The sequence below is a fragment of the Allorhizobium sp. Av2 genome (assembly GCF_021462805.2).
Classification (GTDB): domain Bacteria; phylum Pseudomonadota; class Alphaproteobacteria; order Rhizobiales; family Rhizobiaceae; genus Allorhizobium; species Allorhizobium vitis_G.
In genome coordinates, this window is sequence record NZ_CP192696.1 from 692,250 (window position 1) to 712,701 (window position 20,452).

At 57.2% G+C, this 20,452-nt stretch carries 26 protein-coding genes; 10 read left to right on the plus strand and 16 right to left on the minus strand.

The genetic code is table 11. The annotated features are described in order from the left end of the window. Nucleotides 1–203 precede the first annotated feature (203 nt). Entirely contained in the window at nt 204–1,244 is a 1,041-nt protein-coding gene (gene xylF / locus FS819_RS03280) for a D-xylose ABC transporter substrate-binding protein (protein ID WP_070167748.1), read from the minus strand. 398 nt (nt 1,245–1,642) lie between these two features. On the opposite strand from xylF, the gene FS819_RS03285 reads away from it, so the two are divergent. After that, complete coding sequence (locus tag FS819_RS03285; protein WP_156550476.1) at nt 1,643–2,848, plus strand: ROK family transcriptional regulator; 1,206 nt, start codon at nt 1,643–1,645, stop codon at nt 2,846–2,848. 40 nt (nt 2,849–2,888) lie between these two features. Here the strand turns inward: FS819_RS03285 and FS819_RS03290 are convergent, their stop codons facing one another. From FS819_RS03290 to FS819_RS03315, 6 genes are all read right to left on the minus strand, one after another. Next, nucleotides 2,889–3,182 (minus strand): hypothetical protein, encoded by a 294-nt coding sequence (locus tag FS819_RS03290; protein WP_234624858.1) that lies wholly within the window; start codon nt 3,180–3,182, stop codon nt 2,889–2,891. A gap of 113 nt (nt 3,183–3,295) precedes the next feature. Next, entirely contained in the window at nt 3,296–3,544 is a 249-nt protein-coding gene (locus FS819_RS03295) for a type II toxin-antitoxin system Phd/YefM family antitoxin (RefSeq protein ID WP_156550477.1), read from the minus strand. A 139-nt stretch (nt 3,545–3,683) separates the two neighbouring features. After that, nucleotides 3,684–4,439: an ABC transporter ATP-binding protein gene (locus FS819_RS03300; RefSeq protein WP_070167753.1), complete on the minus strand. Its 756-nt coding sequence runs from the start codon at nt 4,437–4,439 to the stop codon at nt 3,684–3,686. Then, on the minus strand, nt 4,433–5,512 hold the full coding sequence (locus tag FS819_RS03305) for a FecCD family ABC transporter permease (RefSeq protein WP_071202799.1): 1,080 nt from the start codon (nt 5,510–5,512) through the stop codon (nt 4,433–4,435). The genes FS819_RS03300 and FS819_RS03305 overlap by 7 nt, the downstream gene beginning before the upstream one ends. Continuing rightward, nucleotides 5,512–6,663, minus strand: coding sequence for an ABC transporter substrate-binding protein (locus FS819_RS03310; protein WP_156550478.1), 1,152 nt, complete (start codon nt 6,661–6,663; stop codon nt 5,512–5,514). Before FS819_RS03310 ends, FS819_RS03305 begins: the two co-directional genes overlap by 1 nt. 62 nt (nt 6,664–6,725) lie before the next feature. After that, nucleotides 6,726–7,814, minus strand: a complete 1,089-nt coding sequence (locus FS819_RS03315) for an ABC transporter substrate-binding protein (RefSeq protein WP_156550610.1) — start codon at nt 7,812–7,814, stop codon at nt 6,726–6,728. Between the two features lie 229 nt (nt 7,815–8,043). Between FS819_RS03315 and FS819_RS03320 the strand changes: the two genes are divergently transcribed. Further along, on the plus strand, nt 8,044–8,862 hold the full coding sequence (locus tag FS819_RS03320) for a class I SAM-dependent methyltransferase (protein WP_156550479.1): 819 nt from the start codon (nt 8,044–8,046) through the stop codon (nt 8,860–8,862). A gap of 30 nt (nt 8,863–8,892) precedes the next feature. Here FS819_RS03320 and FS819_RS03325 read toward each other — a convergent pair whose 3' ends face one another. Next, complete coding sequence (locus tag FS819_RS03325) at nt 8,893–9,498, minus strand: hypothetical protein (RefSeq protein ID WP_156550480.1); 606 nt, start codon at nt 9,496–9,498, stop codon at nt 8,893–8,895. A 436-nt stretch (nt 9,499–9,934) separates the two neighbouring features. On the opposite strand from FS819_RS03325, the gene FS819_RS03330 reads away from it, so the two are divergent. The 4 genes from FS819_RS03330 to FS819_RS03345 all read left to right on the plus strand — a co-directional run bounded on the left by FS819_RS03330 (nt 9,935) and on the right by FS819_RS03345 (nt 12,143). Beyond that, nucleotides 9,935–10,423 (plus strand): GNAT family N-acetyltransferase, encoded by a 489-nt coding sequence (locus tag FS819_RS03330; RefSeq protein WP_156550481.1) that lies wholly within the window; start codon nt 9,935–9,937, stop codon nt 10,421–10,423. Between the two features lie 44 nt (nt 10,424–10,467). Continuing rightward, nucleotides 10,468–11,034 carry a type 1 glutamine amidotransferase family protein gene (locus FS819_RS03335; RefSeq protein ID WP_156550482.1) on the plus strand — a complete coding sequence of 189 codons (567 nt, stop codon included), beginning with the start codon at nt 10,468–10,470 and terminating at the stop codon, nt 11,032–11,034. A 165-nt stretch (nt 11,035–11,199) separates the two neighbouring features. Next, nucleotides 11,200–11,472: a hypothetical protein gene (locus FS819_RS03340; protein WP_234624859.1), complete on the plus strand. Its 273-nt coding sequence runs from the start codon at nt 11,200–11,202 to the stop codon at nt 11,470–11,472. 233 nt (nt 11,473–11,705) lie between these two features. Then, nucleotides 11,706–12,143, plus strand: coding sequence for an NUDIX domain-containing protein (locus FS819_RS03345; RefSeq protein WP_070150296.1), 438 nt, complete (start codon nt 11,706–11,708; stop codon nt 12,141–12,143). 39 nt (nt 12,144–12,182) lie between these two features. Here FS819_RS03345 and FS819_RS03350 read toward each other — a convergent pair whose 3' ends face one another. Beyond that, nucleotides 12,183–13,097: a c-type cytochrome gene (locus tag FS819_RS03350; protein ID WP_156550483.1), complete on the minus strand. Its 915-nt coding sequence runs from the start codon at nt 13,095–13,097 to the stop codon at nt 12,183–12,185. A gap of 70 nt (nt 13,098–13,167) precedes the next feature. Beyond that, the gene (locus FS819_RS03355) at nt 13,168–13,617 is read right to left on the minus strand and encodes a c-type cytochrome (protein ID WP_197434230.1); all 450 of its coding nucleotides are present in this window, start codon (nt 13,615–13,617) and stop codon (nt 13,168–13,170) included. On the opposite strand from FS819_RS03355, the gene FS819_RS03360 reads away from it, so the two are divergent. Further along, nucleotides 13,589–13,753 (plus strand): hypothetical protein, encoded by a 165-nt coding sequence (locus tag FS819_RS03360; RefSeq protein ID WP_197434232.1) that lies wholly within the window; start codon nt 13,589–13,591, stop codon nt 13,751–13,753. The two genes, FS819_RS03355 and FS819_RS03360, sit on opposite strands and share 29 nt — an antisense overlap. 61 nt (nt 13,754–13,814) lie before the next feature. Here FS819_RS03360 and FS819_RS03365 read toward each other — a convergent pair whose 3' ends face one another. After that, complete coding sequence (locus FS819_RS03365; protein ID WP_234624860.1) at nt 13,815–14,648, minus strand: metallophosphoesterase; 834 nt, start codon at nt 14,646–14,648, stop codon at nt 13,815–13,817. Nucleotides 14,649–14,779: 131 nt separating this feature from the next. Here FS819_RS03365 and FS819_RS03370 point away from each other — a divergent pair, with 131 nt between their 5' ends. Beyond that, nucleotides 14,780–15,280, plus strand: a complete 501-nt coding sequence (locus FS819_RS03370; protein ID WP_156550485.1) for a GNAT family N-acetyltransferase — start codon at nt 14,780–14,782, stop codon at nt 15,278–15,280. A 72-nt stretch (nt 15,281–15,352) separates the two neighbouring features. Here the strand turns inward: FS819_RS03370 and FS819_RS03375 are convergent, their stop codons facing one another. After that, a complete protein-coding gene (locus FS819_RS03375; RefSeq protein ID WP_156550613.1) occupies nt 15,353–15,967 on the minus strand; it encodes an FMN-dependent NADH-azoreductase in 615 nt (204 codons plus the stop codon). Between the two features lie 82 nt (nt 15,968–16,049). Here FS819_RS03375 and FS819_RS03380 point away from each other — a divergent pair, with 82 nt between their 5' ends. Continuing rightward, the gene (locus tag FS819_RS03380) at nt 16,050–16,493 is read left to right on the plus strand and encodes a winged helix-turn-helix transcriptional regulator (protein WP_409050133.1); all 444 of its coding nucleotides are present in this window, start codon (nt 16,050–16,052) and stop codon (nt 16,491–16,493) included. Here FS819_RS03380 and FS819_RS03385 read toward each other — a convergent pair. The 4 genes from FS819_RS03385 to FS819_RS03400 all read right to left on the minus strand — a co-directional run bounded on the left by FS819_RS03385 (nt 16,480) and on the right by FS819_RS03400 (nt 19,271). Further along, nucleotides 16,480–16,950 carry a GNAT family N-acetyltransferase gene (locus tag FS819_RS03385; RefSeq protein WP_234624861.1) on the minus strand — a complete coding sequence of 157 codons (471 nt, stop codon included), beginning with the start codon at nt 16,948–16,950 and terminating at the stop codon, nt 16,480–16,482. The two genes, FS819_RS03380 and FS819_RS03385, sit on opposite strands and share 14 nt — an antisense overlap. A gap of 92 nt (nt 16,951–17,042) precedes the next feature. Continuing rightward, nucleotides 17,043–17,645 (minus strand): superoxide dismutase, encoded by a 603-nt coding sequence (locus FS819_RS03390; RefSeq protein ID WP_015915312.1) that lies wholly within the window; start codon nt 17,643–17,645, stop codon nt 17,043–17,045. 308 nt (nt 17,646–17,953) lie between these two features. Continuing rightward, nucleotides 17,954–18,808: a hypothetical protein gene (locus FS819_RS03395; protein WP_156550487.1), complete on the minus strand. Its 855-nt coding sequence runs from the start codon at nt 18,806–18,808 to the stop codon at nt 17,954–17,956. A gap of 106 nt (nt 18,809–18,914) precedes the next feature. Next, nucleotides 18,915–19,271 (minus strand): YkgJ family cysteine cluster protein, encoded by a 357-nt coding sequence (locus FS819_RS03400; RefSeq protein ID WP_070167765.1) that lies wholly within the window; start codon nt 19,269–19,271, stop codon nt 18,915–18,917. 255 nt (nt 19,272–19,526) lie between these two features. Between FS819_RS03400 and FS819_RS03405 the strand changes: the two genes are divergently transcribed. After that, complete coding sequence (locus FS819_RS03405; protein ID WP_156550488.1) at nt 19,527–20,450, plus strand: diguanylate cyclase domain-containing protein; 924 nt, start codon at nt 19,527–19,529, stop codon at nt 20,448–20,450. Nucleotides 20,451–20,452 lie beyond the last annotated feature (2 nt).

The following is a 20,452-nucleotide window of genomic DNA, read 5'->3' on the forward strand; positions in this document are numbered from 1 at the left end:
GCCTCCTCTCCCCAGCGGGGAGAGGTCCGCCGAGCGTAGCGGAGGCGGGGTGAGGGGGAGCCCAGGATGCTGTCATTTACGGCGAGCGTGAAACATCGGCATGCTGTAAATGGGAGCAATCAGCGGCTCCTTTGTCAAAGCGGTAACAGCTTAGGCAGGCCGCAGCGACTGTTTCCGGCGCAGCAGCCTGACCCAAACCGCCCTTACTTGCAGACTGCTACCGCCCCGGCTTTCACGCCCTGGCACAACTCGCTCTTGGTGATCCACTTGGCATCCAGAACGACGTTGAGATTGTCCTTGGTGATGGCCTGCGGCATCAGGAATTGCGATTCCATTTCCACACCCTTGGTGCCGCCCTTGAACTTGGCGGTGCCGGGGATTTCGCTCATCTTCTTGCCGCCAGCCAGAGCTACAGCCACATCACCGGCCTTCTTGCCCAGCATGCGGCTGTCTTTCCAGACGGAGACGGTCTGGGTGCCAAGCGCCACGCGGTTCAGCGCTGCCTTGTCGCCATCCTGACCGGAAACCGGCACGGAACCGGCAAGCCCCTGTGCTTCCAGCGCTGCGACAACGCCGCCCGCCATGCCGTCATTGGACGAGACGACCGCATCGACCTTGTTGTTGTTGGCCGTCAGGAACTGCTCCATGTTCTTCTGGGCAATTTCCGGCTTCCAGCCATCGGTATAGGCTTCGCCAACATTCTTGATCTTGCCGCTGGCCATGGCGTCTTTCAGCACTTCCATCTGGCCGGAGAACACGAAATCGGCGTTCGGGTCGGTGGAGCCGCCCTTGATGAACACGTAATTGCCTGTGGGCTTGACCTTCATCACGTCCTTGGCCTGCAAACGGCCGACTTCCTTGTTGTCGAAGGTGATGTAATAGGTGTTGGGGTTCTCGATAAGGCGGTCGTAGCCGATGACAGGAATGCCTTCAGCCGCAGCCTTTTCGATGGCCGGGCCGATGGCGCTTGAATCCTGCGCCAGTACGATCAGAGCATTGGCGCCCTGGGCAATCAGGCTTTCGATATCTGTCAGCTGCTTGGCGGCGGATGTCTGGGCGTCGGCGGAAATATACTTGGCGCCATGCGCTTTCAGCGCTTCCTTGATGGCGGCTTCATCGGTCTTCCAGCGCTCTTCCTGGAAGTTGGACCAGGATACGCCAACCACCAGATCCTTGGCATGAACAGGAGCATAGGCAGATGTCATGACGGCAGCCACTGCCATCAGTTTCAAAACGGATTTCATTGTAAACCTCCCCAGGTGAAGGCAGCGCGGGCAGACCTCCTCGTCCGCCGCCACGCTGCCAGAAAACTGCCTCTGTTCCCCAATCATCAGGCTCTTACAAGCCGGGCGATTGTTTTTCTCGACAGTCGAGAAAATAACTGGCAGAAGAATTAGACCCTGTCAATATGCCTGTGGGAACCATAAACGGGTGATGGGTCGAGAACTGCAACACCTGTGAGTTTGCCCAGGAGGAATTGAAGAGCGCTTTTCCAGAAATGACAAATGGGCCATAGAGAAATCAGACCTTGCTGGTTCAGGATGACCCAGAAGAACAGGGGCGTTGCAGTGAAACAGATGCTTTGGGAGGGGCATGTGGTTCAGGCAGAGATAACAGAAGATAGGAATAGGTCGGCGCATCGATGCTGATGAAATCCAGCACCGAACAGATCCGCCGCCAGAATTCGGCCCTGGTTCTCGCCGCTTTGCGGATAGAGCAGGCCATGTCCCACACCCAGATCGCTGCCGTGACCGGTCTTGCCTCGGCAACGGTCACCGCCATTACCAGTGAGCTGGAACAGGCCGGCGTGATTGAGCGGCATGAGCAGCAGATCGCTGGCGCACGGGGCAGGCCGCGTGTCGCTCTGTCGCGCCGCCGGGATTTCGCCTATGTGATGTCGGTCAGGATTTCCTCCGACCGGCTGAATTACACCCTGTCGGATTATCGCGGCACGCTGATGGACCGTTTCGAGGAGCCGCGCCCGCTTGATGTGTCGGCGGCGGGCTTTATCGACGGGCTTGGCCGCAACCTTGCCCGTCTGGCCAGCCGCTCGAAATTGCCGCCGGAAAAGGTCGCCGTTCTCTCCGTCAGTTCCAAAGGCATCGTCGATGCAGGCGGCGCAAGACTGCTCTGGACACCGGTGTTCGGTCAGCAACCGCTCGACCTCAAGGCGGGCCTTGGTGATTTCGATCGGGCCATGGCTCTGCTCAGCAACGAGACATTGCTGGTGGCCCACGGTCTCAGCCGCCGCATGGACGCCCAGGACGGCACGTTTCGTGGCCTGATTGCGCTGTCGCTCGGCCACAGCATCGGGCTTGGCATTGCGAGGCCAGTGCCGGATGGCACGGTGGCGGTCAGCGCCCCGAATTTCGGGCATATGCTCAATACCGCCGACAGCAAATTGTGCCGCTGCGGCGCGCGCGGCTGTATCGAGGCCTCCGCCGGATTCTATGGCATCCTGCGCATGGCGTTTGAAGTGCGGCCCGATACCATTCCCGCCAAGTTCGTGCCGATTGCCGAGATGGACAAGATCGCGCTCTCGGCCCGCCAGGGCAATCGTATGGCCCAATATGCCTTCCGCCAGGCGGGGCTGGCGTTGGGCCAAGGCCTGTCACGGGTGTTCAGCCTCCACGAAACGCTCCCCGTCATCATCACCGGCCCCGGCACCCGCTATTATGACCTGCTGGCGCAGGGCATAGAGGAGGGCCTTGCCCAATCCCTGCAAGTACGGCTGGACGGTATGCCCTCGATCACTCTGGTTGGAGACGAGGCCGATCTGGTGCAGGAGGGGCATGTGGACCATGCGCTGAGGGCGATTGATGAGCGGTTGTTTGGGGTTGGGGGATAACGCAACTGTTCTGCGATCCTGTCATGCGAGCCATCATGGATCAATCGACTTTGAGGGCTTTCATCCGCTTCGCTCTGACGATTTCCGCGAGTTTCTTGCGAATCTCAACAAAGAAGCTCTCCGGAACCATGCCATAGTCGCAACGGGTTTGATCGTGCGGCAAGGGGGCCAGCCGATCAGAGGGCCACGTGAACTGATTGATTTCAGATACGCGGACGTAATTAGCCTCCTGATCCAATCCGATAGCCTTACAGAGGTCCTCTGGGATAAGAATGGATTGGTCTTCTTCCCCGACTTCTGGATAGGAATGGGTGATTGGAACCACTGTTACCATGCCTGACTCCTGAGACGTCAGCACGATCGCGCAGGGCCTATCCTTCCTGAAGCGATCTTTATGCCAGGTGTAGCCAAAACGGATCACAAGACCCGGAACAGGGTCCGGCAGATTCACTTGGAAATCACGCCGTATTGTGCGTTTTCAATTTCCCCCAGGAGATCGTCATCAATTTCGCTCGCGTGCAGAACCCGAACTTCCTGGCTCTTCAATCTCTTGAAATGCTCCAGTTCCCTAGGGCTAATGTAAGCACCCACGACACGGTCATGAGACGTAACCTCAATCACGCCGACGTCGTAGACTTCTTCGCGGATTTTGCCAAATTGCCGGGAAAAAGCACTGGCAGGAACTTGAATTGCCATGGCCGGTCTCCTTTAAAATTATACGCAAAATACGTAATTTACGCAAACATGTCAATTGCCTTAGCTCAGCTTCTCAACACGCTGTAACTGGGTGCTCTTTTCACCCTACACTCAGCTAAATGAATAGCAATTACACGCCCTACACCAACGCCCCATCAACAATCACCTGCAACCGCCCCTGGCTGCATGCCTCAATGCGTGCATCGACGCGGTAGACGTCGCGCAGCAGGGTAGGGGTGATGACGTCTTCGGTTGGGCCTGAGGCGATCAGCTTGCCGCCGCCGATGACAAGGGTGCGGCTGCAATAGCGAAGCGCATGGTTGAGGTCGTGTAGCGCGATCAGTACGGCAATGCCTTCGCGGGTGGCGATCTTGCGCATGAATTCCAGCACTTCGATCTGCCGGAAGAGATCGAGCGCCGAGGTCGGCTCATCCATCAGCAGCACTTCCGGCTTGCGCACCAAGGCCTGGGCAATCGCCACCAATTGCCGCTGACCGCCCGAGAGCGCACCGAGATCGCGGAAGGCGAGATCGGAGATGCGCAGAGCGGCCAGAATCCGGTCGATATCGTTGAGTTCGCCATCGGCCACCCGCCAGCCGCCGCCTTGCTTGGCGGCCAGCAGCACGCTTTCATAGACGGTCAGCACCGCATTGGCGCCGGTATCCTGTGGCATGTAACAGATCGGGCGGTGGCCCTCGCGCACGTCTTCCACGGCAACCACGCCGGGGCCGGAAATCAGCCCGGCAATGCGCTTGAACAGCGTGGATTTTCCCGCCGCATTCGGGCCGATCAGCGCGGTCATTTCACCGCCGGTCAGCCAATCGGTGCTGATGTCTTCAAAAACCTGGGCGCGGCCATAGCGGGCGCCGACGCGGTCGAGCTTCAGGCTTACCATGCGCGCCTCCTGTTGGTGAAAATCAGCGAGAAGAAGAAGGGAACGCCGACCAGGGCGGTGATCACTCCGATGGGGAGAATGGCGCCGGGGATCAGCATTTTCGACACGACCGAGGTGACGGACAGCAGCAAGGCCCCGCAGATGACCGAGCCGGGCAGGAAGAACCGCTGGTCTTCACCAACCAGCATCCGGGCGATATGTGGCCCGACCAGACCGACAAAGCCGATGGTGCCGACAAAGGACACTGGAATGGCAGCCAGCAGGCTGACCAGCATCATGGTTTCCAGCCGGAGCGCCCGGACATTGACGCCAAGGCTGGCCGCTTTGTCATCACCAAGCCGCAGCGCTGTCAGCGCCCAGGCGCGGCGCGCAAACAGGGGTACGGAGATGACGAGCACGGCCAGCGTCACGCCAACCTTCATCCAGGTCGCCTTGGTCAGGCTGCCCATGGTCCAGAACACCACGGCAGCCAGCGCCTGTTCCGAGGCCAGATATTCAAGCAGCGACAACAGCGCGTTGAAGGTGAAGACCAGCGCAATGCCCAGCAGCACGATGGTTTCCACCGTCACGCCGCGCATGGTCGAGACGCCATAGATGAACAGCGAGGCGAGCATCGCCATCAGGAAGGCGTTGATCGGCACCATGAACTCAATGGCGGCGGGAAACACCGCGATGCCGCCGACCAGCGCCAGTGCCGCGCCGAAACCGGCGGCGGCCGAAATGCCGAGCGTGAACGGGCTTGCCAGCGGATTGGCGAGAATGGTCTGCATCTGCGCGCCCGCCAGCGACAGACAGGCGCCGACGGTGACAGCCATCAGCGCAATCGGCATGCGGATATCCCAGATCACCACCCGGATCTGGTTGGAGACGCTATCGGGGGTGAAAATCGCCGACAGCACCTGGGATAGCGTATAGCGGGCCGGTCCGAGCGCCATATCAACGGCAACGCTTGTGGCCAGAGCCGCCAGCAGGCACAGGAGAATGGTGACGCGCCGGGCGGTCAGCGCGCGGTATTGGCTACGACCCTTTCCTTCACCCTGCACCTCAGCGGCGCTCTCAATGGCAACAGTCATCAGTTTGATCCTTTTTCGTCGTCCGACGGGTTCATTGAGACGAAATAGCCCGGCTTATAGGCGACCGGCAGGAATTTCTGGTGAAACTCCCGGAAGGTGCGGTCAGGGTCAAGATCGGCAAACAGCTCCGGGTGGAACCATTTGGCGAATTGCTGGATAGGAACAAATTCATAGGGTACGCCGTAGAACTGGTGCCACGCGGCATGAACCTGGCGATTGCGCACGGCGGCAAGCCCGTCGAAGCCGGTGCGCTCGATCAGGGTTTGCAGCTTGGCGCGGGCCTTTTCGGGATCGGCACCTCGCCCGACATGCACGAAACGGTTGGTCTTGGATTCCGCCAGCCAGTTGGAGCCGGTAACGATGATTTGGGCCGGATCGGAGGCGATCAGCTGTTCGATGCTGATTTCGCCAAAGGTGGTGGAGATGATGTCGGAGGCAATATTATGCCCACCGGCGATATCGATCATTTGGCCGAAATTGGCAGGGCCAAAGGTGCGGCAGCAGCCACCTTCCGCATCATTGCCCGGTGCGCGTTCCATGAAGACAGCAGGGCGTTTCAAGTCCTTCACAGCGGCCAGCCGGTCGGTGACAATTGCAATCTGCTGGCGGCGATAGGCGATCAGCTCTTTCGCCTTGTCTTCTGCGCCAAAAATCTGGCCGAGGATTTCAATGGATTTCTCGGTATTCTTGTCAGGATCAAGGCGGAAATCGACATAGACGACCTGAATGCCCGCCGCTGCCGCTTTTTCCTCCAGCCCGCTTTCACGCGCCGCCTGTAACACTTCCAGATTAAGCGTCATCACATCGGGATGCAGGGCAATCGCTGCTTCCAAGCTGAAACCGCCCTGCGGCAGATAGCCGAATTGCGGCAGCTTGGCGATCTCAGGGAAGCGCTCGACATAAGCGGCGTAGCTGTCGGGGTCCTTTTTCACCATGTCATCGCGCCAGCCGACAATGGTGTCGAAGGTCTTGTCCCCGGCCAGCGCCGCGATGGTGTGGATCTGCCGGGCCTCGCCGACCAGAACCCGCTTGGCGGGCAGGTCGAGCGTCACGGTGCGGCCAGCGACATCGGTAATCTCGGCGGCTAGCGCAGGTGCGGCCATAAACGGCAAAAGGGCGACGAGCGCCCGCATGATCATTCTGAAAGTCATCAACAAACCTCTTTATATAAATTCCGGCGGCAAGTGCCAGCCGCCGGAAGCCTTTGAAAGTATTAGAGACCCGTGTTCAGCGAGACGAAATAGCCGGAACGGTAAGCAACCGGCAGGAAGCGCTCGTGCAGTTCCTTGAAAGTCGCTTCCGGGTCCAGATCTCCAAACAGCTCGGGATGCAACCATTTGGCGATCTGCTGCACGGCGACGAACTGGTAGGGATTGTTGTAGAACTGGTGCCAGATCGCGTGGACATTGCTATCCTTCACCGCTTTGATGTCGGTAAAGGCGGGGCGTTTCATCAGGTCGGCCAGCTTCTTGGTCGCCAGCGCCTTGTCGGCACCGGGGCCGACGCCCACCCATTTGCCGCCGGGGACATACAGTTCCCAATTGGCACCTGTGACGATCACCTGATCGGGGTTGGAGGCAATGATCTGCTCTGGATTGACGGTGCCGAACGTGCCGGGAATGATGGTTCCGGCCATGTTGACGCCACCAGCGAGCTGCACCATCTTGCCGAAATTCTCGTTGCCGAACGACATGCAGCAATCGTCGCTATAGCCACCGGCGCGTTCCATGAACACGACAGGCTTTTTCAGGTCTTTCGCGTTGGCCAGCGTCTCGGTGACGCGCTTGATCTGCGCATCGTGGAACTCAACGAACTCTTCGGCGCGCTTTTCCTTGCCATAGAGCTTGCCGATCAGCCGCATCGACGGGTCGGTATTTTCCATGGCCTTTTCGCGGAAATCGACATAAACGAGGGGAATGCCGACCTTGGCAAGCTTTTCGATATAGCCGCTTTCCTCGGTCGCCGACTTGGCGTCGATATTCATGATGATCACGTCAGGCTTCAGCGTCACGGCCTGTTCGATATCGAACGTGCCGTCCTTCATGCCGCCGAAGGTCGGGATTTTTGCCATCTCCGGGAATTTTTCCAGATAGGCATTGTATCCGTCCAGATCGGCCTTCTGGAAATCATCGCGCCAGCCAACGATGCGCTTGAACGGTGTTTCCGTGTCAAGAGCGGCGGTGAAATAGATCTGGCGGCCTTCGCCCAGGATGACCCGCTCCACAGGCACGCTGACCTCGACCTCACGGCCGGTAATATCCTTGATCTTCACCATCTCACCGGCGACTGCCACGCCGGACATCAGCGTGAGCGAAAATGCGGCTGCGCAAGCCACCCCATGAACGTTGAACACGTTTGCCTCCAAATATAATTTTCTGTTGTGTGAGCACGAAAGCGGAATGGCGTCCCCACCTGGTTCTTGTTTTCGTGACCCACACAGTGTTTCGCCGTGGATTTATGTTTTTATGACTTTAACAGTCAAGAAATATCTTTTAGAAGAATTCCAGAGATTTTGAGGGGTTTTTGCGGGCATGACGCAGACGGCAATGCAACAGAATTACAACCTGAAAGACGAGATCAAGGCCTATTGGTCGGCCCGCGCCGAAACCTTTGATAGCCAGCCGGGCCACGAAATCTTTTCAGAAGACGAGCGCGCTGCCTGGCATACGCTGATCCGCAAACATCTGGGGGTGGGCAACGTTGGCGCTGGCGAGGGTCGCAAGGTGCTGGATCTGGCGTCGGGCACCGGTGTCGTCTCGCATCTGCTGGATGATCTCGGGTTTTCAGTGACCGGCATGGACTGGGCCGAACCGATGCTGGAACGCGCCCGCGCCAAGGCCAAATCCCGAGGCCGCAATATCCGCTTCCTGATCGGCGATGCCGAAAACACCATGGAGGCGGAGGCAAGCTACGACGCCATCACCAACCGCCATCTGGTGTGGACGCTGGTCGATCCGCTCGCAGCTTTCAAGGAATGGCACCGCGTGCTGAAACCCGGCGGCAAGCTGCTGATCGTCGATGGCGATTTCGTCAATCCCAGCCCGCTTGCCAAACTCACCGGCCTGTTGGCCAGGCTGGCGTCACGCCTTGGCATCGGCAAAGCCGTTGCCCATCACGGCCCGGCATCGTCGCTGGTGGAAACCCACAGGAGCATTCTCTCACGGGTCTATTTTTCCCAAGGCGCCAGGGCTGACGCCGTGGTGGCCCTGCTGAAAGAGGCAGGTTTTTCCTCCGTAACGGTGGATACGGACCTGCGCGCCATCAACCGGGCGCAACGCGCCAATTTCGGATTTTTGAAGGGGTTGGAGAGGGCGACCCAGCATCGCTATGCGATTTGCGCGGTGCGGTGAGGCGGTGATCGGTGTTGTCGGGGCAGTCACTCAGGAGGACTCGGCAAAATCCTTCTCGAAGGCCTCGATAACCTGTTCGCAGGTCTTCTTCATGTCCAGCAGGGTAAACCGGATCAGCGGCGAAATTTCAGGAACGCCCAGTGGTTTGAAAACCGCGAAATGACTCTTTGGTGCGTCGCAGATGAAGATATCGAATAGGTCGTTATAATATTTCTGTTCGTTTTTCTCGCTCAGGTAGCTGACGAACCCGTACCGCTTGAACACCGTGAATGTGGGTCCAAAATATAGTTTTCCTCTTTTATTGTCGCCAATTTTTGCTTGATAGGGTCGGCTGACGTAATAGGATCCGGTCTCTATGTCGTCGCGAAGTATTCTGATCTTCTCGATCAGAAGTTTCATATGCTGTGGCTTGATCCGACGGGAGAAATAGCCGTCGAATTCACCAGAGAAAGTATAGATCAATTTGCCCTTTTTCGTCGTAGACATATTGAGATAGAAGGAAAAACCCCACTTGCCCCTGAACAGGCAGACCCGTTTGCAGAGCGTCTGCCCCCAGCTGTCAACAAAGGGCTGCACCAGGAGATAGACAGCAAAGGATGCCATGAGGAAGAGGATGACTTGCTGAAAGCCTGTCATAGAGATTGGATCCGCTTGCTGTTTACGACAGACATTTCTTCAAATTTGGCTTTTCGATGTCTGAGATAAGGTGGTGTCGCCAGCGGCTTAGCGGCAAAGTCGATACAAACACAAGAAATCTATTTAGAATTGCAATAATGAATGAAGCAATCTAAAAGAGCGTGTCTGGAAGGCCAAAAGAATGGCATGAGATGGTGCTACTGGCTCGCGGGCATTACAGCTGCGGAACGGCGACACGGTCCAAGGTTGACATTTGCCCTAAGCAAGCGCTTTAATGGCAACATGATCAACACGCGCACAACCATTTCCTGCACGTATTTTTGGGCCTACCGGTAGCCGGCGGCCTGACAGATCATTGTGTCAACAGGCCGCCGTCAGGCGGCCTTGTTGTTTGAACGAGCTTCCCTGACGGCGGTATTTCAAGAGGGAAGCAGCCATGACTGAAGATAGCGACATTACCCTGCCAAGACCTGCAATGGTCAGCATTCGCAATGCCCAGCCCGGCGATCTGCCGGAGTTGAACGAGATGATCGCGGCCTTGGCCGCCCATCACGGCGATGCCTCGGACATGACCCCGCAAACGCTGAAACGCGACCTGTTCGGCCCCATGCCGTGGATCACAGCACTTGTGGCCGATGGTGGTGAACAGTTGATCGGCTATGCCATCCTGATGCCGCTTTACAGGGCCAATGAGGGAAAGCGCGGCATGGAAATGCTGCATCTCTATGTGCGTGACGGTCAGCGGGGCAATGGCATCGGCCATCACCTGATTGCCCGCGCCCGCGATGTAGCGCGCCAGTCCGGCTGCGATTACCTTTCGGTGTCCGCCGCCACCGGCAATTTCGCCGCCCATCGCTTCTACGAGCAGATGGACTTCTCCGCCCGGCCTGTGACCGGCATGCGCTATATTCAGGCGCTGGCCTGAAAAACTGGCCTGAAAATGTTGGAGAGAACGGGAGAGACAAGATCATGGCACGCATCGCCATCGCTTTGGCTGAGGATTATGCCGATTGGGAAATTGCTCTGTTGACCGCAATGTCGCGCAGCTTTCTCGATGTGGATATCGTTTACGCTTCACCGGATGGTGCGCCGGTCACCTCCATGGGTGGATTGAAGGTGACACCGGATTGTGCCTATGCCGCGCTGAAAGCCGATACTTTCAATGCGCTGGTCATTTCGGGCGGGATGAGTTGGGAAAAGGGAAATGCGCCGGATCTCTCCGGCCTCGTGGATGATTTTCGCATCAACGACAAGCTGATTGCCGGAATTTGTGCCGCCGCAAGTGCGTTGGCTGGCACCGGCATTCTCAATGGCGTTTCACATACCGGCAACGGTCTCGCCGCACATAAGGCCTACGCCGCCTATCTCGGGGATGCGCGTTACAAGGATCAGCCGCAGGCCGTTTCGGATGGTGGCGTCATCACCGCAGCCGGCACCGCGTCCTTCACCTTCACGGTGGAAATCCTGAAAGCCCTTGATCTCTGGGTGCCAGAGGTTCAGGCGGAAATGGACGGTTTTGCCGCCGAATATTCCTGACCGCTTTCGGTAGGCGCGGGATGTGGCTTCTGCAACAACGGCCCTTTTTTTCGCAGACTCGAAGACGGCTCTGCCGCTCACGGCCCTTTATCTCCGGATATGCCTCGGGCAAGCCCGGCCAATTATATTAGACCTTCTTGAAGAAGGTGAAAGTGACGATATCGCATGACTTCGGCAATGCTCAAGAAAACCGACCAAACAAGGGCTGAGACGCTCGCCATGGAAAACCGGCGGATAGAAAGCGCCATCCGCAGCCTGCTGGATCGGCATTCCGACCCGGCTCTGCATCGCTGGGTGCGAGAAACCGTGAGGACATTTGAGGCGCGGCTTGCCGGTATCGTCGATCCGTCCGAGCGCGACCAGGCCCGCCATGCGGCGCTGGTGCTGATCAGGACAACGTTGCAGGAATGGTCGAGAAACCCGGTTTCGCAGCACTAAAGCTAAAGCCGCCGCGTAAAAGTGTATCTCGGTTTTCCGATAACGACACGCAATTAAACAGAGATCACAAAATGTGCGAGCGGCTATAAAACATCGCGCCCCGTTTTGTTCATCATACGGTTTTTCCTAGTTTTGATGCTGGTGATAGTTAAGTTAGGACCATGGAGGCTCGTCCTTTTTCGCCAGTGTGGAATGTGTTTTAAGTGAACGTTCCCCATCAAAGTGAGTGCCCAATGACATCATATCTTATGGACCTTCGCGGTTTGATCGGAAACCGCTTAATTTTACTCCCTTCTGTTGCGGGCGTCATTCATGACCATACCGGCAAGTTGCTTTTGCAAGAGAAGGCATCAGGGGAGGGGTGGAGCCTCCCTTCTGGCGCAATCGAACCCGGCGAAACGCCGCAGGACGCCGTCATCCGGGAGGTAAAGGAAGAGACTGGCCTCGTCGTCTCCTCAACCGGCATTCTGGGCGTTTTTGGTGGACGTGAGTTTCGGTACGTCTACCCGAATGGCCATCAAGTCGAGTATGTGGTGACGTTGTTTAAGTGCCGGGTGCATGAAGGCGGGGGCAAGTGGACGGATACTGAGACAAAATCACTTCGATATTTTGCCATCGATGACATGCCGTCCCTCGCGTTGCCTTATCCTCTTCCGGCTCTGTTCTCGTAGATAGTGCAGCTTAGCGGAAATCACATTTCCAAACGAATCTCACTTCGCTGGAATGGCCTTGAGATAGGCGGCAATCGCTGCGCGGTCTTCGGCGGGCAGTTCGGCGAGGTTTTTCTGCACCTCGACCATCGAGCCGCCGACACTGTCGAAATCGGGGGTGAAGCCGGTTTCCAGATAGCTGGCGATTTCGTCTTTTGACCATTTACCCATGCTGTCGGAGCCGGGGGTGATATTGGGGATGCGGCCTTCGCCTTCCGGGTTTGGCCCACCGGCCAGCCATTGATCCGCCTTCAGCCCGCCGATCACGTTGCGGGGCGTATGACATTCGCCACAATGGCCGGGGCCTTCGACCAGATATTGGCCGCGCTGGATCTGCGCATCCGCAGAGGCCAAGGTGACCCTCGGTTTATCGTTTAGAAACAGCAGTTTCCAGCCGGTCAGCGCAAGACGTTGATTGAAGGGAAAGCCCAGCTCATGCGGGGGCGCGACATTGCCGCTGACGGGCAGGGTTTTCAGATAGCCATAGAGATCGGCCACATCCTGCGGCTTCATCCGCGCATAGGATGTATAGGGAAAGGCCGGATAGAGATTTTCGCCGGAAGGACCGATCCCACGGGTGACGGCATCGCCAAATTCGGCCAGCGTCCATTGACCGATCCCGGCCTTCGGGTCCGGCGAAATATTGGGAACGTGAAAGGTGCCGAACTGGGTTTTCAGCGCCACGCCGCCAGTCAGCAGCAGGCGCGCATCGCCGGTTGCACCGGGTGCCGCATGGCAGCTGGAACAGCCGCCAGCAAAAAACATCCGTTTGCCATTGGTAAGGTCGGGTGCCGTGGTCGCGGCCCAGACGGTGGCGGGCTGGCGGTGCGGTGCCACGGCAAACACATAGGTGCCGACCAGTGCTACACCCACGACGAGCGCCGCTGCGATGCCGAATTTTGCCGTTCCAGCCATGCTCATCCCCAATTTCTTTATATATCAAACCCGCCCGGGTGGCCCGGACGGGTCTCTACATGGGATGCAATTATTTCTTCAGCCTGAACGTCTGGTGGCAATCGCCGCAAGTGCCGCCAATGCTTTTCAGCGCCGCACCAACGCCAGCCTGATCAGCGGGCAGGGTGGCGAGCTGGGTGGCGGCTGCGGTTTCAAGCGCCTTGGCCTTGGTCTTGAAGGTGGCCGGGTCTTCCCAGATCTTCGGGCTGGCTTCCGTGTTGAGGCCGGTCTCGGAGCCCTTGGGGAACTGTTCCGGGAAAGCCTTGGCAACCTCTTCCATCGTGGTCAGCGAGGTCTTGACCACCGCTGCGTCATAGGGCTTTTCGCCCTTGGCGATAGCGGCCAGCTGGCCCATGGCACCGCCGACTTTCTTCATCATTCCAGCGCGTACCACCTGCGGCTCATCAGCGGCGCTGACCGCGCTGCTGATGCCCGCGCCAAGACAGAGACCAATGGCGGCCATTGTTGCAAGCTTCCTCATGCCAAGCCCTGATATCATCGTCATTCTCCTGTTGATGGCCGAACCTGCGGCGTTTTTCACACGTGATATTCTCTTCAATTTCGGTCACCGCATTTTGATGGTAAATCAAATAGCAAATAAAGTCACAAGAGAGTGATGTTTGCGATGGTTAAATATCTGATATAACAATCATATCAGCAACCCTTTCAATCGCCGTGTCACCTGATCGGCAAGAGCCTGTCTTCCTCGCGGCCAAAGCCTTGAAGGCTAAGCGCGTCTGTCGCAAGGGTCAGAATTGAAAAGGCGGTGTCCTCTTCGCCATCCACCATGCCTTTCAGGGTGATGAAATGGGTATCGCCGATCAGGCCATAGCCGCCACGGTGGTCATGCCCGTTGATATAGGCGATGGCAGCGGGTGATGCGGCGATCACGTCGGCCACCTCCTGCGCATTCCAAAGGGCGTGGTCGGTGAAGGGATGGAGCGGATAATGGCCGAAGACGATGGCCTTTTCCCCTGCGGCATGCGCTAGCGTCAGGCGGCTTTCCAGCCAGTCGATCTGCGGCTGGCTGATGGCGGCGTTCCAGTCCTGGGCATTGGCCGCATCTTTTGCCTTCAGCGCGAGGAGCTGGCGCACTGCCACTTCCCTGTCGGGATCGTCGCGCGCCACCGAGAAGGTGGAGATTTCACAGCCATCGGTGAAGATCAGCCTGATACCGTTGATCACCCTGTCGAAGTAAGGGGCAGGCATGCCCAGTGCATCGCGCACCATCGGTTTTTGAGCGTCAGAGACCGCGAAATCGTGATTGCCGGACAGGGTGATCAGCGGGTGGCGCAGACCTTCCAGCACTTTCAGAGCAGGGGCAAAATTGCGGAAATCCCGGTCGATCAGGTCGCCCAGCAGCAGCACGGCATCCAGCGTCTGTTCGTTGAACACGTCGATGGCCGCCTGCATCTTGGCGAGGCTCAGGGCATAATAGCGGTTGGCGGTCAGGTTGGGCGGCAGATCGGCATATTGCGGATCGGCGATCAGCCCGAGACGAAGTTTGGGCATGGGAGTGCGCATCGCGGTCGGTTTCATTTATCGTCGAATTATGCCCCGGCTATAACAGCAGCATGACGGCGGCGGGCTTGCACTGTGGATGACGGGAGAATACATCGGCGCACTTTCATTGGAGTGCTCTCATGTCATCGATCACACTCTCCCGCATCTGCCGCGCCGACGGGGCGGATCTGGTGGCGGCCAATCTGGCCAGCCGCGATTACCATGCGCCCTGGGCGGCGCCCTTCACCGATCTCGATGGTTTCGAGGCCTATCTCAGCCAGACGATCAGCAGCGCCAATATTGGTTTGATTGCCCGAGAGTCAGACAGTCACGGTGTGGTCGGGGTCTTTACCCTGAGTCAGATCGTGCTGGGCAATTTCAGAAGCTGCTATCTCGGTTATTACGGCATGGCTGCCTTTGGCGGGCGCGGATTGATGACGGAAGCGCTGAACGCGGTCATTGCCCATGCCTTCACGGAGGTGGGCCTGAACCGGATCGAGGCCAATATCCAGCCGGAAAACCTGCGCTCGATTGCGCTTGTCGCGCGCTGCGGCTTTGAAAAGGAAGGCTTTTCCAGGCGCTACCTGAAAATCGGCGGGGAATGGCGCGATCATGAGCGCTGGGCCAAGATGTCAGGATAAAGCGTGGCAGCATAAAGAAAAGGCGCAGCGGGGATGCCGCTGCGCCTTTCATTTGACCTTATGTCAAGCGGATCAAGCGGCCTTCAGGGTCGCGATCGAATCCTTGGCGCCCTTGACGGCAGCGGCCTTGGCTTCTTCGCCCATGTTGACGCCTTCGGCGATCACGAAGTCCAGATCGGTGATGCCGAGGAAGCTGAAGACGCCCTTCAGGTAGGTTTCGGCATGTTCGAGCGGAGCCGCAGGGCCCTGACTGTAGATGCCGCCGCGCGAGATGGCAACGACCACCCGCTTGCCGCCGCACAGACCTTCAGGACCGGCAGCGCCGTATTTGAAGGTCTTGCCGGCAACGCTGATACGGTCGATCCAGGCCTTGAGCTGGCTCGGAATGCCGAAATTGTAGAAGCCAACGCCAATGACGACGACGTCGGAGGTGAGGAACTGTTCCAGCACCTCGCCGCCCAGCGCCAGATCGGCCTTGGTGGCTTCGTCATTGCTTGCATCGTAATTGCCCATGGCAGCCGCCAGCGTCAGGCCGGACAGATGCGGAAGCGGATTGGCGGCCAGATCGCGGTAGGTGACGTCGAGGCCAGCGGTCTTTTCGCTGAGGGTCTTCACAATCGACGCCGACAGGTCGCGGCTGACGGAATAGGGGCCAAGCACGCTGGAATCGAGATGCAGAAGTTTCATGGTCATCGACCTTTCCTTGTGGTATAAAATCAATACTGGCACACTTATGGTAACTGCCAATCGAGCGCAAGGAGGCACAGACTTGGAACTCGGGAACATCGATGTAACCACATCCGAACCGACATCGGCGCCGGAGGTTTCCATGGCGGCTGTCAACCAGCGCAGCAGCTGCGAGGCTGTTAACAGCGTGCTGACGCGCATCGGTGACAAATGGAGCGTGCTGATCGTCATGATGCTGGCCAGCGGCCCCCTGCGTTTCAACGAGTTGAAACGGCGGATCGGCAGCATTTCCCAGCGCATGTTGACACTAACGCTGCGCGGACTAGAGCGGGATGGGCTGGTAAAGCGCACCGTGTTTCCGACAATCCCACCCAGAGTGGATTACGAATTGACCGATCTCGGCCAATCCCTGCGCCAGCCGATCGAGGCGCTTGGCCACTGGGCCTTCGACAATTACGCATGCATCGCAAAGGCCCGTGACAGTTTTGATAAGGCGGCAAAGAAGCAAGGCGTCAGGAAGCCCTGATCTGCTTTGCCATGTTGACGCCGGTGACACGAAAGCCACCATATTCATAGATATGCCGGGCGCGGTCGTTGTCGGCAGCAACCCGCAGCTTGATTTCGCGGTATCCTTCCTCCGCCAACAGGGTTTCCAGGGCGGCAAGGGCTTGTTTGCCTTGGCCCGTGCCGCGATGGGCCGGAAAAAGATAGAAATCGAGGATGAATACGGATTTCGCCGTTTCGTCGAAGCGATACCAGAGATAGCCGATCGTCTGCTGCTGCTTGTCAACAATGTTAAGCAACGCATGATCAGGAGTTTTCGGGCCGTGCGGCAGGCTTTGAGCGATCTCGTGTTCCGCGCGTTTTAACGCCTCGCCCTCAGTGACATTATAATTGAGGGCGATTTCGGCAGCGTAATCCGCAATGAAATAGTTGAGGTAGTGACTGTAGTCCTCGTCGGACATCCCTGTGAATTTAATCATTTTCCCCTGCGCCGCTTGGGTCTGCTCAATGAAAAAGGCCCGGAGCAACGAGCCGCCGGGCCTTATTATCGTCGGTAATCTGGTATCGCCGATTACTTGGTGGCGGCTTCGTAAAGCTCGGCCACGTAATCCCAGTTGATCAAGCTATCAACGAAGGCTTCCAGGTATTTCGGGCGGGCGTTGCGGTAGTCGATATAGTAGGAATGTTCCCAGACATCGACACCGAGGATTGGCGAGGCGCCATGGATCAGCGGGTTTTCGCCATTCGGGGTCTTGGAAATTTCCAGCTTGCCGTCCTTGACGGAGAGCCAGGCCCAGCCGGAGCCGAACTGGGTGGTGCCAGCGGCGATGAAGTCGGCCTTGAACTTGTCGTAGCCGCCGAGATCGGAGGCAATCGCTGCTTCCAGCTTGCCGGGCAGCTTGGTGCCGCCGCCGTCTTTCTTCAACCAGTTCCAGAAATGCACGTGGTTATAATGCTGGCCGGCATTGTTGAACAGACCGGCATTCTTGCCATAGGACTGCTTGACGACTTCCTCCAGCGAAAGCCCTTCAAGACCCGAATCCTTTAGCAGATTATTGCCGTTGGTGACATAGGCCTGATGATGCTTGTCGTGGTGGAATTCCAGCGTTTCGGCCGACATGAACGGGCCGAGTGCATCGTAAGCGTAGGGAAGTGCGGGAAGTTCGAAAGCCATGATGAAACTCCTCTGGCATCGCTTAATTGAAATCGCGAGATGACGGGAACATAGGAGGGCGTTGTTAAAGAGGCAACCTTCCAAATGAGAAATTGTTCCTCATCGCGCTGTTACGAACGGCCTGAAAATTGCCTGGCCTGTTGCATATGCCTGAAGCCGAAAATGCTTGAGAAAAAAATGATGCCACAGACATCAAACACGGACACGAGTTGAGATATTTAAAAGTATAATACGAACGATCACTTTCAGCGGCTCTTCGTATGATCCAAAAACCGGTTCTTACCCTTTGGTCCGATGCCCTATAACGCTTATTGAACGAGGGCTGAAAATGTGCGGTTGGTGTTGGACGCGGTGGCGCAAAGCCATGCCGTTTTGGCAAAGCTGATGGTGGGAATGTTAAAGCTGAAATCAAATGGTCCGATAAAGAAGGTTTTGTCGGGATTTTTGCTGAGATTGAATTTTACATCCAGATAGTTCTTCTCGACGATGGTCTCGGGCGAAAACCGGGTTGAGGGCTGTCCATGAACCAGTGCAAAATGACAGAGATTCAAAGAGATCGTGGTGATTTCCAGATCTCGGGGAATGGGCTCTCCCGGTCCATTAATGGCTGATAAACTGCCGCGATTGACATGTCCAATCACCCGGCCGTTGATCACTTCTACATTGCCGGAAATCTCAAAGCGGATATTGGGCCGAATTGTCTGGCTGAGCGCAAAGGATTTGCGAGCTACATTCTTTTCCGTGACGTTCAACGGCGTGGTTTGCGGGGGATTTTGAAAGAACCTCTCCAGGGGGTTGGGGGCCATGACCACAGCGGCCCCAATGAAGAGTAGCGCGAAAGCCGTGCATCCCAAAGTATAGAAGATACAGGATGCGGCGCTGATCTGGGGGCTGCCACGACCGTTGATCAGCGAGGTCAGCCCCGCCAATCCACCCGCAGTGAGCAAGGTATACAGCGATATGTAAGAGTTCTTGATAAAATCTGGCAAACGCTCGAAATTTTCATCACCTAAAAACTTGCCGGCCATAGTGACGATGAAAATCACCATGGCAACGGAAAGCAGAAGAATAATTGTCGCCTCCAGCAATCCTCCCGACTCGCGTCGTCGAACGGCATGAATGCTTGGTAGTTTACTACCTTTGGCTGAATCAACTTGCGCCATCACACATCCTCGGCTGTGCCCGAGAAACAAAAATGTTATATATATAGCTAACATACAATTTATATTTAAGCAATATAATTAAAACCTATGCGCGAACATTCAGAAATCAGTCGTCATAAATATCGGTGTCGGGCAAATTATCTATGGCAAATCCGCGTGCTTCTCGGGCGATGCGACATTCAGGGTCGCCGGGCATGCAATCGCGGCAGACCTGCGGACGAACGTCGTAAACTCCACAGCCGACATGCTTGCCAAGTTCGCCGGTCAGTGCCGCGCAGCGGCCTTTGCCCGCCGCATCGACGTCAAATTTCATGCCGCTCAGATCCGCTGCCACGAATTCATCAGGGATCTTTGCCAGCTGCTCGTCGCTCTCCAGCGAAAATCGTGGCCAGTCAGCCTGATAGGCGCAACAGGCGCCGCAGGTCTGGCAATCGAAAATTTCGGGCGGTGAGGTTTCCAGCATGATTTGTCTTAGAGTCTGTCAGGTTCATATTGAACCAGACAGGCTCACGCTTTTCTTATTTTCGTTTGTCTTTTCGGGAAAACCGTTTTCCACTTTTCCCTAGAAACTCTAGCACAAAAGCATCCGGAGCGGAATTGTTTCTGGCCAAAAAGCAGAAGGACGCCATGAGGCAGTTTGCTGGAATTCATACACGCTAAAACAACCAAAGGTTAGGGATTGGCGGTTACCATGCGCGCCTGTTCTTGAGGATTATCAATGGAAGAGAATGCCATCACGCCGTGGGTCGACATCGGAGACTATGAGGCGATGACGCTTGCCATGGAGAATATGGGGGTGGCCGTCGCCCTGATGCGATTGGACGGGAGCCTGTTGTTTGCCAACAAGCCGTTTCGAACATTGCACGATTATGCCGCGCATCTGGCCCCAGCTGGTGGCTTCAGCGATCTTGTCCAGTCCGGGGCGCTCGCCCATTGGAATATCGATCCGGCCCGGTATTTTCAAACCCTGGTCGAGCGTCTTGTCGATAATGGCGGTCTGTGCCGGGATCAGCTCGAAATTGGCGACCGGATCATTGCGGTGGAAGACCGGCTGATCGAAGACCGGATGATCCTTTCGGTGCAGCAGGATATTACCGAGCAGATCGTCGCGGCACGTCGGCTGGCCTATCTTGCCAGCCACGACATTCTCACCGGCCTTGCCAACCGCGCCAGCGTCGAGGCTCAGCTTGATCGGTTGACGGCCATCAAGAGCGAGGGCAGAGGTCGGTTTGCGGTGCTGATTGGCGATCTCGATCTGTTCAAGGTCATTAACGATACCTATGGCCACGCGGCTGGCGATGCGGTGTTGCAGGAAATGGCCTGCCGCTTCCGAGCTGTCCTCGGCCGCAACGATTTCGCCGCCCGGCTCGGTGGCGACGAATTTCTGTTTCTTTGCAATGATGACGATGCGCCGGACGCCAACGCCGAAAGGCTTGCGCAGCAGCTGATCGCCTGCGCCGACCAGCCAGTGGTCTTCGAGGGCAAGTCCTTATCCCTCGGCATCAGCCTTGGTTATAGCCTGTTTCCAGACCATGGAACGCAGACGGCGCAATTGACGCGCGCCGCCGATATCGCCCTTTACCGCGCCAAGAGCCAAGGCCGTGGCCGTCTGGTTCGCTTCGACCAGGGGGAGAACGGCTGAAG